Source organism: Sphingomonas sp. Leaf10, from assembly GCF_001421245.1.
GTDB lineage: Bacteria > Pseudomonadota > Alphaproteobacteria > Sphingomonadales > Sphingomonadaceae > Sphingomonas.
In genome coordinates this window covers 169,829-183,971 of the sequence record NZ_LMKE01000001.1, presented here as the reverse complement: position 1 = coordinate 183,971, position 14,143 = coordinate 169,829, and the positions used below count along the sequence as shown (strand labels likewise).

Here is a 14,143-nt window from a genome sequence, read left to right as displayed (position 1 = left end):
GGTGGAGGGGCCTCCACCGGCGTATCGCATGGGGCGTTTCCCCCTCCACCAGCCTGCGGCTGGTCCCCCTCCCCATCTGCGATGGGGCGGAATTGTTAGATCAATCGTCGGCGACCGGCACATAGACGCGGGCGGCGGCCGACAGCTTTTCGACCGCTTCGGCGATATGGCGTTCGCCGATCACCAGCGGCGGCAGGACGCGAACGACATTGTCGCCCGCCGCGACCGTCAGCAACTGATGCTGATCGCGCAGATGCGCGACGAAACGCCGGCTGTCCGACTTCAGCTTGATGCCGAGCATCAACCCCATGCCGCGGATTTCCTGAAACAGGTGATCATGGTTGGGGATCATCTGTTCGAGGCTGGAGCGCAGCCGGTCGCCCATCGTCTTCACATGGTCGAGGAAGCCCGGTTCGAGCATCACGTCGAGCACCGCCTGCCCCGCCGCCATCGCCAGCGGGTTGCCGCCATAGGTCGAACCATGGGTACCGAACACCATGCCCTTGGCCGCTTCCTCGGTCGCGAGACACGCGCCGAACGGGAAGCCGCCACCAATGCCCTTCGCGGCCGAGACGATGTCCGGCGTCACGCCATATTGCTCGTGCGCGAACAGCGTGCCGGTCCGGCCATAGCCGCACTGGACTTCATCGAGCACCAGCAACAGGCCGCGCTCGTCGCATGCCTTGCGCAGGCCGGTCAGGAATTCGGGCGTCGCGGTGCGCAGGCCGCCCTCGCCCTGCACCGGCTCGACGAGGAAGCCCGCCGTATTGTCGTCGATCAGCGCCAGCGCGCCTTCCAGATCGTTGAATTCGGCATATTTGAAGCCGGGCAGCAGCGGTTCGAACCCGTCGCGCATCTTGGCCTGATTGGTGGCCGAAATGGTGCCGAGGGTACGGCCATGGAACGCCTGATTAAAGGTGATCAGCGTGTGCCGTTCGGGATTGCCGTTGGCGAAGTGGAAACGGCGCGCGGTCTTGATCGCGCATTCGACCGCTTCGGCACCCGAATTGGTGAAGAACACCGTGTCGGCAAAGCTGTTGTCAACGATCCGCTGCGCCAGTGCCTCACCCTGCGGCGAACCGTACAGGTTGCTGACGTGGATCAGCGTCGCGGCCTGTTCCTGGATCGCCTTGGTCAGATGCGGATGGCCATGACCCAGCGCGTTGACGGCGATGCCGGCGGCGAAATCGAGATATTCGGTGCCGTCCTCGCCATAAAGATAACAGCCCTCGCCTCGGACCGGACGCACGCCGCACCGTGGATAGACGGGCATGAGCGCGGGGGTCGTCATCGAACTGCTCCTTTGAGAAATATCGGCGTTAGAAACGCAAAAGGGCGGTCAACCGGACCGCCCGGAGCGGTGCTGTACCGCTCCTTTGGTGCTTACGTCAATTCTTGAGCTTCCACCCCGAACGCAGCAGCGCATAGCAGCCGATCGCCATCGCGACGTCCACGGCCAGGATCACCGCACCGCCCAGCAGTACCGGCGAATCGGCGCGCTCCAGAAAGCCGTAGCGGAAGCCAGAGATGATGTAGAAGAACGGGTTCAGATGGCTGATCGAGCGGAAGGTCGGCGCCAGCGCCTCGACCGAATAGAAGGTGCCCGACAACAGCGTCAGCGGCCCGATCACGAAATTGGTGATCGCGGCGGCATGATCGAACTTCTCCGCCCAGATCGAGGTCATGACCCCGGCGAGCGCCAGAAAGATCGAACCGAACAGCCCGAACCACAACACCGCGCCCGGATGGCGCGGCATGACATGGACGCCGGGGTAGAGCAGCATCGCGAACCACAGCACGATCCCGACCAGAAACGCCCGCGTCACCGCGCCACCGACCAGCGCCGCCAGCAACTCGCCGGTGGACAGCGGCGGCATCAAATAATCGACCACCGTTCCCTGTATCTTGCCGACCAGCAGCGCGAAGCTGGAATTGGCGAACGCGTTGTTGAGCATCGCCATGGCGATCAGCCCCGGCGCGACGAAATCAGGGAAGGGCACGCCCAATACGGTACGCCCCGCCCCGCCCATCGCCACCGAAAAGATGACGAGGAAGAGCAATGTCGTAACCGCCGGTGCCCAGATGGTCTGAAGCTGCACCTTGAAGAAGCGGCGCACCTCCTTGATATAGAGCGTGCGCAGGCCGCCCCAGTTGACGTTCCGGATCACCGGCACGCCGGGGTCGGTGAGGACGATTTTTGCGCGCAACGGGGATTGTTCCTGCATGGCTGTGTCGCCTAATCGCTGGCGAAGGCGGCGGCAAGGATCATGGTCGCCCGCGCGCCACACGAGTTGAAGGACAAGGACGGGCATGAGCTGGACCGAAGAACGCATCGCGACACTGGCCAAGATGTGGGAATCGGGGATGACCGCCAGCCAGATCGCCGAGGAACTCGGCGGGATCAGCCGCAATGCGGTAATCGGCAAGGCGCATCGTCTCGGCCTGCAATCGCGCCCGTCGCCGGTGCGTTCGAACGATGCGATGAAGGCGGCGGCGCCGGCAGCGACGCCTGCGCCGAAGCCCGCGCCTGCCGCTGCTGCTCCCGCCGAACCCGAGCCGGTCGTCGCGGCGCCCCCTCCCCCGCCGAAGCCCGAACCCAAGCCTGAGCCGGTCGTCGCCGCACCGCCGCCGCCCAAGCCCGCACCGCCGAAGCCGGTCGAGAACGACCCGTTCACGCCGCTGCCGGCCAGCGCCGATGCAGACGAGGAGGAGGAAGAAGAGGACGAGGACGACGCCGCCCCGACGCCCGCCCCGCGGAACGATGCGCCGGTGATGCGCTCGGTCGGCCCCGGCGGTTTCCTGCGCCAGAATCCGGGTGAACAAACCGCGCCGCTGACCCCGGCCCCGCCGCGCCGGCTGGTCCCGGCACGTCCGAGTGACGCGATCGCCGGCAAGACGACGTTGCTCGACCTGAACGATCGCATCTGCAAATGGCCGATCGGCCATCCGGGCGAGCCGGACTTCCACTTCTGCGGTGACAAGGTCAATCCGGGCTTCCCCTATTGCGTCGCCCATTGCGGGCATGCCTATCAGGCGCAGCTGCCACGTCGCGACCGCCGTCCACCGCCGCCGCTGCCTTATGGTGGGCCACGGGTTCGCTGATCGCGCAAGGCCGAGCAAAGCTCGGCCGCGCTCCCAGCGATCAGCGCGGCCGGCGCGGCGCAAAGCCGCGACCGACGGCATGGGCTTCGCCCATGCCCGCCTCGCCCAAGCAAGCCGTCACCCCGCTTTGCGGATGACCCCGTTTCGTTCTATACGTCCGCCATGGCCGAAAATCTGTTCGAAGCGAACGTCCCCACCCCGCCCGCCTATGACGCATCGTCGATCGAGGTGCTGGAGGGGCTGGAGCCGGTCCGTCGCCGGCCGGGCATGTATATCGGCGGCACCGACGAACGCGCGCTGCATCATCTCGCCGCCGAAGTCCTCGACAATGCGATGGACGAAGCGGTCGCGGGGCACGCCACCCGGATCGAGGTGCAGCTGGACGTCGGCAACCGCCTGACGATCATCGACAATGGTCGCGGCATCCCGGTCGATCCGCACCCGAAATTCCCCAACAAGTCCGCGCTCGAAGTCATCCTGTCGACGCTGCATTCGGGCGGCAAGTTCGCAGGCAAAGCCTATGCGACGTCGGGCGGTTTGCACGGCGTCGGCATCTCGGTCGTCAACGCGCTGTCGGTCGATACGGTGGTCGAGGTTGCCCGCGACCGCCAACTTTATCGCCAGCGTTTTTCGCAGGGCCAGACGATCGGCCCCCTCGAACATGTCGGCGCCGCACCCAACCGGCGCGGGACGTTGGTCGCCTTCACCCCCGACGCCGAAATCTTTGCCGATCTCCAGTTCAAGCCCGCCAGGCTGCACAAGCTGGTGCGCTCCAAGGCGTATCTGTTCGCCGGCGTCGAAATCCGCTGGAAATGCGCGCCCGAACTGGTGGAGGGCAGCGATGTCCCTGCCGAGGCGGTGTTCCAGTTCCCCGGTGGCCTCGCCGACCATTTGCGCGAACAGGTCGGTGGTCGCGAATGCGCAACCGCCGACTTCTTCACCGGGCGGCAGGATTTTCCGGGGGAAGCAGGTCGCGTCGAATGGGCGGTGGCGTGGCCGCTGTGGAGCGACGGCAGCTACAGCTATTACTGCAACACCATCCCGACCCCCGATGGCGGCACCCATGAACAGGGGCTGCGACAGGCGCTGGTGCGCGGTCTGCGCGGCTTCGCCGATCTGGTCGGCAACAAGCGTGCCAAGGACATGACTGCCGACGATGTGACCGTCGGCTGCGAATTGATGCTGTCGGTGTTCATCCGCGACCCGCAATTCCAGAGCCAGACCAAGGACCGCCTGACCAGCGTCGAGGCCGCCAGCCTCGTCGAGCGGGCGGTGCGCGACCATTTCGACCATTTCCTCAGCCACAATATGGACCGGGGCAAGGCGCTGCTCGGCCTCGTTCTCGACCGGATGGACGAACGCCTGCGCCGCAAGGCCGAGCGCGAGGTCAAGCGCAAGACCGCCACCTCGTCGCGCAAGCTGCGCCTGCCCGGCAAGCTGACCGACTGCGCGTCCGATGATCCCGCTGGCACCGAACTGTTCATCGTCGAGGGGGACTCGGCCGGCGGATCAGCCAAGCAGGCGCGCGATCGCAAAAGCCAAGCGATCCTGCCGATCCGTGGCAAGATCCTGAACGTCGCCTCCGCGACCAGTGCCAAGATCCTCGCAAACCAGGAAATCGCAGACCTGATCCTTGCCATGGGCTGTGGCACTCGCAAGGATTGCCAGCCCGATGCGCTCCGCTACGAACGCATCGTCATCATGACCGACGCGGATGTCGATGGCGCCCATATCGCGACCTTGTTGATGACGTTCTTCTTTCAGGAGATGCCGGAGGTCGTTCGGCGCGGGCATCTCTATCTGGCACAGCCGCCACTCTATCGCCTGACGGTCGGCGCCAAGTCGCTCTATGCCCGCGACGATGCCCATCGTGCGGAGCTGGAGCGGACGGCGTTTCGAGGCAAGAAGGTCGAGGTCGCCCGCTTCAAGGGGCTGGGCGAAATGAACCCAGGCCAGTTGCGCGAAACGACGATGGACCCGAAGACGCGCAGCATGATCCGCATCACCCTGCCACAGGAATATGAGGAGCGCGCGGCGGTGAAGGATCTGGTCGACCGGTTGATGGGCACCAATCCGGCGCATCGCTTCGCCTTCATTCAGGAAAATGCCGCCCGGCTCGACGACGAGGTGATCGACGCCTGAGCCTTGGTTGACGGCCCCCACCGCATCCGCCACCCTTCGATACGAAGGGGATAAGGGGGAATCGGATGCTGGTGGCGGCAAGCGTGTTGATGGCGGCGGCGGCGCAGACGGCGCCCGCGCCGGCCCCCGCGGCAAATCCCGACCTCGAACGTCGCGCGCGCGATGTCGTCTCGATCCTTTCCGGGCAGGGCGACTATGACACGATTTTTGCCGCCTCGTTTCGCACCGCCGTGCCGCGCGCGCAGTTCGACGCGATCGGCGCGCAACTCTCGCAGGCGCTCGGCAAGCCGACCGGCGTCGAAGCGATACAGCCTAGCGGTCCGTGGTCGGCGCGTGTCCGCATCGGCTATGATCGCGGTATCCTGAACGCGGACCTCGCGATTGATCCGAACGGGGCGAACCAGATCACCGGCCTGCTGACGCGCGGCGTCGAACCACGCGGTCCTGTCGCCGCCACGATCGACGCCGTCGTCGAACAGATGGCCGCCCTGCCCGGCCATAGCGGCTTCGCGCTGGCAAGGCTCGGCAGCGGTGCGCCGCAATTGGTGAAAAGCCACGACGCATCGACGCCGCTGGCGATTGGCTCGGCGTTCAAGCTGGTGATCCTCGCCGAACTGGTGCGATCGATCGAGGCGGGCGAGCGCAAATGGAGCGATGTCGTGACGCTCGACGGATCGGCGCTGCCCGGCGGCGGCTATGCGCAGCAGCCCAAGGGGACGCGCATCGCGTTGCGTGAACTGGCCGAACGAATGATTTCGGTCAGCGACAACAGCGCGACCGATATCCTGCTGTTCCATCTTGGCCGGCAAAAGGTCGAGGCGATGCTGCCGGTCGTCGGCATGACCGATGGAGCTCCACGCAACGTGCCGTTCCTCGGCGCGCTGGAGATTTTCAAACTGAAGGGCGTCGATGGCGGCGCGCTGGGGTCGAAGTATCTGGCGTTGCCGGTGACGGAGCGTCGCGCGTTCCTCGATGGACCGGTGCGTGACACGCCGATCGCGGCAATTCCGAAGACGCTGTTCCAGGACGGCAGGCCATTGCGCGTCGAGCAGATCGAATGGTTCGCCAGCCCGAACGACCTCATCCGAACGATGGACTGGCTGCGCCGCCGTTTCGACGGTCCGGCAGGACCAGACCTGCGTGCGGTCCTGTCGAAGAACCCCGGCCTGCCCGAACCTGCCGCGAATTGGCGCTATGTCGGCTACAAGGGCGGGTCCGAGCCGGGCGTCCTAACCATGACCTTCCTGCTGCAGGGCAAGGACGGCGGATGGTACGCGCTGTCGAGCGGCGTCAACGACCCGGCGAAAGAGGTCGAAACGATGCGCTTCATGGGGTTGATCAGTCGCGCGCTGGAACTTGCCGCGCCGCGTTAAAGGTGGGAGCCGGACGACCCGCTGCGAAATCGTTGCGGCTGCTTCCTTCCGGACCTGACCGGGTTGGCGACGGCATCGTCCGCCCGACTCCCGAGCGCCATATGGGCGAAGCGCCGCGCCGACGCAAGAGCGTCAGTTCGCCTTGCGCGGCAGTCGTGAATACGGGACGAAATCGTTCAGCGCCAACGACCCGCTCGGCATCCGCGAATTGCGGTCGACCAGATTGACGATATCGATCCGGCACAACTGCGTACCGATGGTCCGGGTCACCAGAATATCGTCGCGGTCGAGGATCGTGCCGCCCTCCGGCCGGTTGACCATCAGCGTGCCGTTATTCATGCGATACACAATGCCCACATCGGGCACGATCTCGCTCGACCGAATATCGCGCAGATTGATGCAGTTGACCGGCTTGCCGACCGTCCGCCCATCGACGATCCGCGCCAGTGCCGCCTCCCCGGCAGCGACGCGGTCCTGCGCGACGGCGGGGGTGGCGATCAGGGCGGAGGCGAGCATCAGGATCGGCAGGCGCATGACGAAAGTCCCGAAATAAGGAGCAATGCGCACGTCGATAGTCGGTTACAACTGAACGTGCGCTGACGGACGATCAACGCTTTCGACCGTCCTTCCGCTCCCTGCCGACTTACAGCGCGGCTGCCGCCTCGATGATCGGGACGAATTTTTCGGCGGTCAGGCTGGCGCCACCGACGAGCGCCCCGTCGACGTCCTCGATCGACAGGATCGATCCGGCATTGGCGCCGGTGACCGATCCGCCATACAGGATGCGAATGCCATCGGCGGCGTCGCCGACCATCTGGCGCAGCTTGGCGCGGGCGATCGCATGGACCTGCGCGATCTCGTCTGCGGATGGCGTGCGGCCGGTGCCGATCGCCCAGCGCGGTTCGTAGGCGAGCGTGAACCAGTCGCCGCTCGCCCCCTCCGGTACCGATTTCTCGATCTGCGCCTGCACCACGCGTTCGGCGCGGCCGGCGTCGCGCTCGGCCTCGGTCTCGCCGCAGCACAGGATCACGTCCAGTCCCTGCCGCCGCGCTGCAGCCGCCTTGGCCCAGGCATCGTGGCTTGTTTCGTTCTGATCGGAGCGGCGCTCGCTATGACCGACGATGACGACGCTGGCCCCCGCCTCGCGCAGCATTTCGGCCGACAGACAGCCGGTATGCGCGCCGCGGTCATTGGCGTGCACGTCCTGCCCGCCGATCCGCACCGCCTTGGCGATTTCGGCGGCGTGATGGACCAGCGTCGCGGGCACGCACAGTGCCACATCGACGCCGGGCGCGGCGGCGGCGGCGGCATCGATCGTCTCGATCTCGGCCAGTTGCCCGCGCAGCCCGTGCATCTTCCAGTTCCCCGCGACCAGCTTGCGACGACTCATCGTTCCGGCTCCCAGCCTGTTTTACATGTTCTACAGCCGATAGCGTGTCTGGCGGTCCGCGCAACCTTGAAGCGGCGGCGGCCCGTCTCTAAAGCAGCCTCCTTTCATTCCTCTCGATCGGTTGCACGGATGCTCGGTTTCTTCAGGCGCATGACCAAGTCGAAGGTCGGCATCTTCATTGGTCTGTTGTTGTTGGCGGTGATCGCGGTCGGGTTCGCGATGGCGGACATCCAAGGCCTGCGTCCCGGATCGACCGGCGGCAGCGGCGCGGCAGTTGCCAAGGTCGGCGACCAGGAGATCGGCGACGTTGCCCTGCGCGAGCGCATCCAGAACGACGTGCAGAATGCCGCACAGCGTCAGCCGGGGCTGACCACCACGCAGTATATCGCGGCCGGCGGGTTCGAAGGATCGCTGGAACGCGCCATTTCGGATTCGGCGCTGATGCAGTTCGCCAAGGATCACGGACTGGTCGTCAGCGACCGTTATATCGACGGACAGATCGCCAGCCTGCCGGCATTTCAGGGACTGGACGGCAAGTTCAGCCAGCAGGCGTTCGATCAGGCGCTGGCCCGCGCGCGGATTACGCCGCAGCAGTTGCGCGACGACTTCCGCCGCACCGTGCTGACCCGGATGATGCTGGCCCGCACGATCGAGAACAGCTTCATGCCGCAGCAGCTGGCGCTGCCCTATGCCTCGCTGTCGAAGGAATCGCGGACCGGTCAGGTTGCGATCGTACCGACGGCGGCGCTGCCCGCCCCGGCGGCACCGACCGATCAGCAGTTGCAGGCCTATTACACCGCCAATCAGGGTCGCTACACCATCCCGGAACGCCGGGTGATCCGCTATGCGATCGTCAGCCCGGCCAGCGTCGCGGCACAGTCCGCGCCGACCGATGCCGAAATCCAGACCGCCTATCGGGCCAGCGCCGCGCGCTTCGCCCCGTCGCAGACCCGCACCGTATCGCAGGTCGTGATCGCCGATCAGGCGGCGGCGAACCGCGTTGCGCAGGCGGTGCGTGGTGGTCAGAGCATTTCGGCCGCCGCCGCCCCGCTCGGGCTGGAAGCGGTGACGCTGACCGGCCAGACGCAGGGCCAGCTCGCCGCCCGGACGTCGGCCGACATCGCCAAGTCCGCCTTTGCCGCACCGCAGGGTGCGGTCGTCGGACCGGTGCGCTCGCCGCTCGGCTTCGTGGTGCTGAAGGTCGATGCAATCACGCAGGTACCGGGGAAGTCGATCGAGCAGGCCCGCCCCGAACTGGTCGCCGAACTGACCAAGACCAAGAGCGCGACGGCGCTGGGCGCGGTGCAGGAGAAGATCGACGGCGGCATCACCGACGGCGCGACCTTCGACGAAATCGTCGCGGATGCCAAGCTTACCGCGCAGGCGACGCCGCCGGTCACCGCGCAGGGCATCGACCCCATGAAGCCCGGCCAGCCCGACCCGGCGCTGGCACCGATCATCGAGGCCGGCTTCGCGTCCGAAGCGGGCGACGCACCGCAGATCGTGCAGACCCAGGCCGATGGCACGTTCGCGCTGGTCGCGACCGGCGACGTGACCCGCGCCGCGCCGCGTCCGCTGGCCGAAATCCGCGAGCAGGTCGTCGGCCAGTATCTGAAGGATCAGGCGATGAAGGCGGCGCGGGTGATCGCGCAGCAGATCGTGAACAAGGTCAATGGCGGAATGCCGCTGAACACCGCCGTTGCGCAGTCGGGTGCCCGCCTGCCCGCGCCGCGCCCGGTGACCGCGTCGCGCCAGCAATTGTCGCAACTGGGGGCGCAGGTGCCGCCGGCGCTGTCGCTGATGTTCGCGATGGCGCCCAAGAAGGCTCGGCTGACCGCTGCGCCCGATGGCGAGGGCTGGATCGTTGTGTATCTCGATTCCATCGCGCGCGGCGATGCAAGCACCGACAAGGCGGCGATCACCGGCGTCGGCCGCGAACTGGGCCGGATCAGCGGCAACGAATATGCCGAGCAGTTCGTCGAGGCGGTGCGCCGGCAGGTCGGCGTGACCAAGAACGGCGCGGCGATCAGCCGCCTGCGCGGCGAACTGGCCGGGTCGGCCGCTCCGTCCGCACAATGAACGGCGTCGAAGGGGTAGCGGCGGCGCAAGCCGCACTGGCGGCGGATCGTCCGGCGCTGCTGTGGACGACGCGTGTCGCCGATACCGAGACGCCGGTCGCCGCCGCGCTGAAACTGATCCAGCCGGGGCGCGGCGATTTCCTGCTCGAGTCGGTCGAGGGTGGATCGGTGCGCGGGCGCTACAGCCTGCTGGGCCTCGCCCCCGATCTGGTATTCCGCGCCGAGGGGCATGACGCGGCGATCAACCCGCATTGGCTGACCGACCGCGATGCGTTCATTCCCTGTGCCGAACCGACGCTGACGGCACTGCGCACGCTGGTCGGGCAATGCCGGATGGACGTGCCCGCCGCCCTGCCGCCGGCGCTGGCGTGTCTGGTCGGCTATTTCGGCTATGAGACGGTCGGACTGGTCGAGCAATTGCCGCAGGCGGCGGAGGACGCGCTGGGTCTGCCCGACATGATGTTCGTGCGGCCGACGGTGCTGCTGGTATTCGACCGGCTGTCGGACACGCTGTTTGTCGTCGCGCCGGTATGGCCGGGGGCATCGGTCGAGCGATCGGTCGAACGGATCGAGGCGACCTGCGCCGCGCTCGACACCGCTACCCTGCCCGCTTCTACCCGGCTGGCCGAGGCACCCGAGATGGCGCTGACGCCGACCCTGCCGGCGGGTCGCTATGGCGAGATGGTAGCCGCCGCGAAGGAATATGTCGCGGCGGGCGATATTTTTCAGGTCGTGCTGGCGCAGCGCTTTACCACCCCCTTTCCGCTGGAGCCATTCGAACTGTACCGGGCGTTGCGGCGGATCAATCCGTCGCCCTTCCTTTATCACCTCGACCTGCCGGGCTTTGCGCTGACCGGGTCCAGCCCCGAAATTCTGGTGCGGCTGCGCGATGGCGAGGTCACGATCCGGCCGATCGCCGGCACGCGGCCGAGGGGCGCGACGGCGGCGGAGGACGAGGCGAACCGGACCAGCCTGCTCGCCGACCCCAAGGAGCGTGCCGAGCATCTGATGCTGCTCGACCTCGGCCGGAACGATGTCGGGCGGGTCGCATCGACCGGCAGCGTGCGGGTGACCGACAGCTATACCGTCGAATTCTACAGCCATGTCATGCACATCGTGTCGAACGTCGTGGGCAGGCTGCGCCCCGATGCCGATGCGCTGGACGCGCTGTTCGCCGGGTTTCCGGCAGGCACGGTGTCGGGTGCGCCCAAGGTGCGGGCTTGTCAGATCATCGCCGAACTGGAGCGCGAACGGCGCGGCGCCTATGCCGGCGGGGTCGGATATTTCAGCCCCGACGGATCGATGGATTCATGCATCGTGCTGCGTACCGCGGTGGTCAAGGACGGCGTGATGCACGTCCAGTCGGGCGCGGGTATCGTCGCCGACAGCGACCCCGCGTACGAACAGCGCGAGTGCGAAGCGAAGGCCGGCGCGCTGCTGGCGGCGGCACGCGAGGCGGTGACACAGGCGACGAAGGCCCGTTTCGGACAATAAGCGCGGAAGTTGACGAAGTTTGCGCTACGTTAAGGTTGCGCGGCGTAGTCGTGCGGTCGCAGTTGGCGGGCAAAGCTTTGGCATTGCTCGACTTTACTGCGGCACAGTGATTCGGCGGACGCGCGGAAGTTGACACGCATGCTCCGTCAGCGAGGAAGGCCATGGACAGCATCCGCCGGGCGACGTTGCAGGATATCGATCGCGTCGTGCCGATGTTCGACGCGTATCGGAAATTCTACGGGCAGAACAGCGACCTGGACAGTGCACGCCGGTTCCTGACCGAGCGAACCCTGCAAGGGCAGTCGGTGATCCTGATCGCCGGGGACGATGCGGGCTTCGCGCAACTTTATCCGAGCTTCTCATCGGTGCGGATGCAGCCGACGATGATCCTGAACGACCTGTATGTGCGGCCCGAGATGCGCTGTCGCGGGGTCGGCGAGGCGTTGCTGCACGCCGCGTGCGACGTCGCGCGCGAGAGCGGGGCGGCGCGGATGTCGCTGTCGACCGCCGTCGACAACAGTGCGGCGCATGCGCTGTATGTCCGCGCCGGATGGGAGCGCGATGCGCACTTCCATACCTATACGATCGCGATCGGTTGAGTTTACGGGCGAAAGAGCGTCACTGATCTAGCGCGGGACGCCGGGTGTAGGAAAGCGACGCCATCACCGCCGCAGCGCGATCCAGCCGAGCCATAGCCAGCCGATAATCATCGCAAGGCCACCGAGCGGCGTAATCGGCCCCAGCACGCCGCGTGGACCGCCGAGCGCCATTGCGTAGAGCGACCCGCCGAACAACAGGCCGCCCGCAACGAACAGCCAGCCGGGCCCGCGCGCGCCGAGGTTCAGTGCGACCAGCGCGGCGATGGCGTGGGCGAGCTGATACTGGCCGCCGGTCTTGAACCAGTCGACCGCCGGGCCGGAGGCACCATGTGCGCCGAACGCGCCGGCCGCGACAGCCATTGCCCCGGACAGGGCGGCGGCAAGCAGGAGGAGGTTCATCGGCTGGCTCCGGTCAAGGTCGTTGGTGGCGGCGGATAGCGGCTATCCCCGCACGATCCGCAGATAGGCGTCGAGTACCGCCTGATTGGCGCGGTCCCATTCATATTCCTTGGCGTCCTCATGCCCTGCAAGGCCCATGCGCCAGCGCATATTGGCATCCTCACACAGCCGGGCGATCGCATCTGCATAGGCCGGCACGTCGCGCGGCGGCACGAGGAAGCCAGTGCGGCGGTCGTCGACCAGCCCGAGCGCACCCGATGCACGCGCGGCAACGACGGGGACGCCCGCCGCCATCGCCTCCAGCGTGACGTTGCCGAACGTCTCGGTGATCGAAGGGTTGAAGAACACGTCCATTGACGCGACGGCGCGGCCGAGGTCGTCGCCCGCCTGGAACCCTGCGAAGACCGCGTGCGGCACGCGTTCGGCGAACCAGTCGCGCGCCGGGCCTTCGCCGATGACGAGGATGCGATGCTTGACGCCGCGCCGCTGCAATTCGGCGGCGACGTCGGAAAAGATGTCCAGCCCCTTTTCCAGCACCAACCGGCCGAGAAAGCTGACCGCGACCTCATCATCGCCGATACCGATCGAGCGGCGCCAGTCGAAGTCGCGCATTGCCGGGTTGAAGCGTTGATGGTCCACGCCGCGCGACCAGATGCCGATCGGGCTGGTCACGCCCCATTCGCGCAGCAACTCCGCCATGCCGCGCCCGGGCACCATCACCTGATCGGCGCGGTTGTAGAATCGCTTCGACAAGGCGCGCGCCAGCGGCTCGAGAAAGCCGATGCCGTAATATTGCGGATAGGTTTCGAAGCGGGTGTGGAGCGAGGCGAGCGTCGCGACACCGTGTTTCCGGCCCCAGCTGAGCGCGCGGTGGCCAAGAATGTCGGGCGCGGAGACATGGACGACGTTCGGACGAAACGCCTCCAGATCGGCGCGCGTCTTCGCGGTCAGCCCGCGTGCCAGCTTATATTCGCCACGTCCGCCCGGCATGCCGTAGGCGGGCACGCTGACCAGATCGCCGGTCGGCGAGAATGCCGGATGGGCGACGGTCGGCGAATAGACGCGCAGCGCGACGTCGCGGTCGAGCAGATGCCGGGCGAGCCGGTTCAGCGCCTGGTTCGCGCCGTCGCGGACATAGTTGTAGTTTCCGCTGAACATCGCCACGCGGAGTTGGGAAGCCTTCATCGCCGCGCCATAGCGCGCGCATTCGCTTCACGCCACCGGAACGCATTGCCCATCAACGCGGTTGACCGTGCCGACAACAGGAGTGGGCGAATGAGCGACAGTTACAAGAAGGGTGCCAAGGTTTCGTGGTCGTGGGGCAACGGCACGGCCGAGGGCAAGGTCGAGGAACGGTTCGAACGCCGCGTGCAGCGAACGATCAAGGGCAGCAAGATCACCAAGAACGGGACCAAGGAGAACCCGGCCTATCTGATCGAGCAGGAGGACGGGACCAAGGTGCTGAAGCGCGGGAGTGAGTTGGAGTAGATCCTTGAAGCTCCTCCCCGGCACGGGGAGGGGGACCAGCGAAGCTGGTGGAGGGGGATGTCCACAGACGGAACCATT

Annotated in this window: 13 protein-coding genes and 1 other RNA gene; 7 read left to right on the top strand and 7 right to left on the bottom strand. The window is 66.6% G+C overall.

Annotation, left to right across the window (positions count from 1 at the left end):
• Nucleotides 1-100: 100 nt before the first annotated feature.
• The gene (locus ASE59_RS00900) at nucleotides 101-1,291 is read right to left on the bottom strand and encodes an aspartate aminotransferase family protein (protein ID WP_056450992.1); all 1,191 of its coding nucleotides are present in this window, start codon (nucleotides 1,289-1,291) and stop codon (nucleotides 101-103) included.
• Between the two features lie 97 nt (nucleotides 1,292-1,388).
• Nucleotides 1,389-2,225, bottom strand: a complete 837-nt coding sequence (locus ASE59_RS00895) for an ABC transporter permease (RefSeq protein ID WP_056450989.1) — start codon at nucleotides 2,223-2,225, stop codon at nucleotides 1,389-1,391.
• A gap of 85 nt (nucleotides 2,226-2,310) precedes the next feature.
• Between ASE59_RS00895 and ASE59_RS00890 the strand changes: the two genes are divergently transcribed.
• The 3 genes from ASE59_RS00890 (at nucleotide 2,311) to ASE59_RS00880 (ending at nucleotide 6,617) form a co-directional block, all read left to right on the top strand.
• Nucleotides 2,311-3,102: a GcrA family cell cycle regulator gene (locus ASE59_RS00890; RefSeq protein ID WP_056450986.1), complete on the top strand. Its 792-nt coding sequence runs from the start codon at nucleotides 2,311-2,313 to the stop codon at nucleotides 3,100-3,102.
• Nucleotides 3,103-3,264: 162 nt separating this feature from the next.
• Nucleotides 3,265-5,244: a DNA topoisomerase IV subunit B gene (gene parE / locus ASE59_RS00885; RefSeq protein WP_056450983.1), complete on the top strand. Its 1,980-nt coding sequence runs from the start codon at nucleotides 3,265-3,267 to the stop codon at nucleotides 5,242-5,244.
• Nucleotides 5,245-5,309: 65 nt separating this feature from the next.
• Nucleotides 5,310-6,617, top strand: coding sequence for a serine hydrolase (locus tag ASE59_RS00880; protein WP_056450979.1), 1,308 nt, complete (start codon nucleotides 5,310-5,312; stop codon nucleotides 6,615-6,617).
• On the opposite strand, the gene ffs is transcribed toward ASE59_RS00880, so the two are convergent.
• The 3 genes from ffs to tpiA form a co-directional block, all read right to left on the bottom strand.
• An RNA gene (gene ffs / locus ASE59_RS18915) (signal recognition particle sRNA small type) lies at nucleotides 6,616-6,712 on the bottom strand. The genes ASE59_RS00880 and ffs overlap by 2 nt on opposite strands.
• A gap of 37 nt (nucleotides 6,713-6,749) precedes the next feature.
• Nucleotides 6,750-7,151 carry a hypothetical protein gene (locus ASE59_RS00875; protein WP_056450977.1) on the bottom strand — a complete coding sequence of 134 codons (402 nt, stop codon included), beginning with the start codon at nucleotides 7,149-7,151 and terminating at the stop codon, nucleotides 6,750-6,752.
• 109 nt (nucleotides 7,152-7,260) lie between these two features.
• A complete protein-coding gene (tpiA, locus tag ASE59_RS00870; RefSeq protein WP_056450974.1) occupies nucleotides 7,261-8,007 on the bottom strand; it encodes a triose-phosphate isomerase in 747 nt (248 codons plus the stop codon).
• A 129-nt stretch (nucleotides 8,008-8,136) separates the two neighbouring features.
• Between tpiA and ASE59_RS00865 the strand changes: the two genes are divergently transcribed.
• The 3 genes from ASE59_RS00865 (at nucleotide 8,137) to ASE59_RS00855 (ending at nucleotide 12,178) form a co-directional block, all read left to right on the top strand.
• Nucleotides 8,137-10,086: a peptidylprolyl isomerase gene (locus ASE59_RS00865; protein ID WP_056450971.1), complete on the top strand. Its 1,950-nt coding sequence runs from the start codon at nucleotides 8,137-8,139 to the stop codon at nucleotides 10,084-10,086.
• A complete protein-coding gene (gene trpE, locus ASE59_RS00860; RefSeq protein WP_056450968.1) occupies nucleotides 10,083-11,579 on the top strand; it encodes an anthranilate synthase component I in 1,497 nt (498 codons plus the stop codon). Before ASE59_RS00865 ends, trpE begins: the two co-directional genes overlap by 4 nt.
• 161 nt (nucleotides 11,580-11,740) lie before the next feature.
• Nucleotides 11,741-12,178: a GNAT family N-acetyltransferase gene (locus tag ASE59_RS00855; protein ID WP_056450966.1), complete on the top strand. Its 438-nt coding sequence runs from the start codon at nucleotides 11,741-11,743 to the stop codon at nucleotides 12,176-12,178.
• Nucleotides 12,179-12,241: 63 nt separating this feature from the next.
• Here ASE59_RS00855 and ASE59_RS00850 read toward each other — a convergent pair whose 3' ends face one another.
• Nucleotides 12,242-12,577: a DUF423 domain-containing protein gene (locus ASE59_RS00850; RefSeq protein ID WP_056450964.1), complete on the bottom strand. Its 336-nt coding sequence runs from the start codon at nucleotides 12,575-12,577 to the stop codon at nucleotides 12,242-12,244.
• 42 nt (nucleotides 12,578-12,619) lie between these two features.
• Complete coding sequence (locus ASE59_RS00845) at nucleotides 12,620-13,762, bottom strand: glycosyltransferase family 4 protein (protein WP_056450962.1); 1,143 nt, start codon at nucleotides 13,760-13,762, stop codon at nucleotides 12,620-12,622.
• Between the two features lie 90 nt (nucleotides 13,763-13,852).
• Here ASE59_RS00845 and ASE59_RS00840 point away from each other — a divergent pair, with 90 nt between their 5' ends.
• Nucleotides 13,853-14,065: a DUF2945 domain-containing protein gene (locus ASE59_RS00840; protein WP_056450957.1), complete on the top strand. Its 213-nt coding sequence runs from the start codon at nucleotides 13,853-13,855 to the stop codon at nucleotides 14,063-14,065.
• The last annotated feature ends 78 nt before the right edge of the window (nucleotides 14,066-14,143 follow it).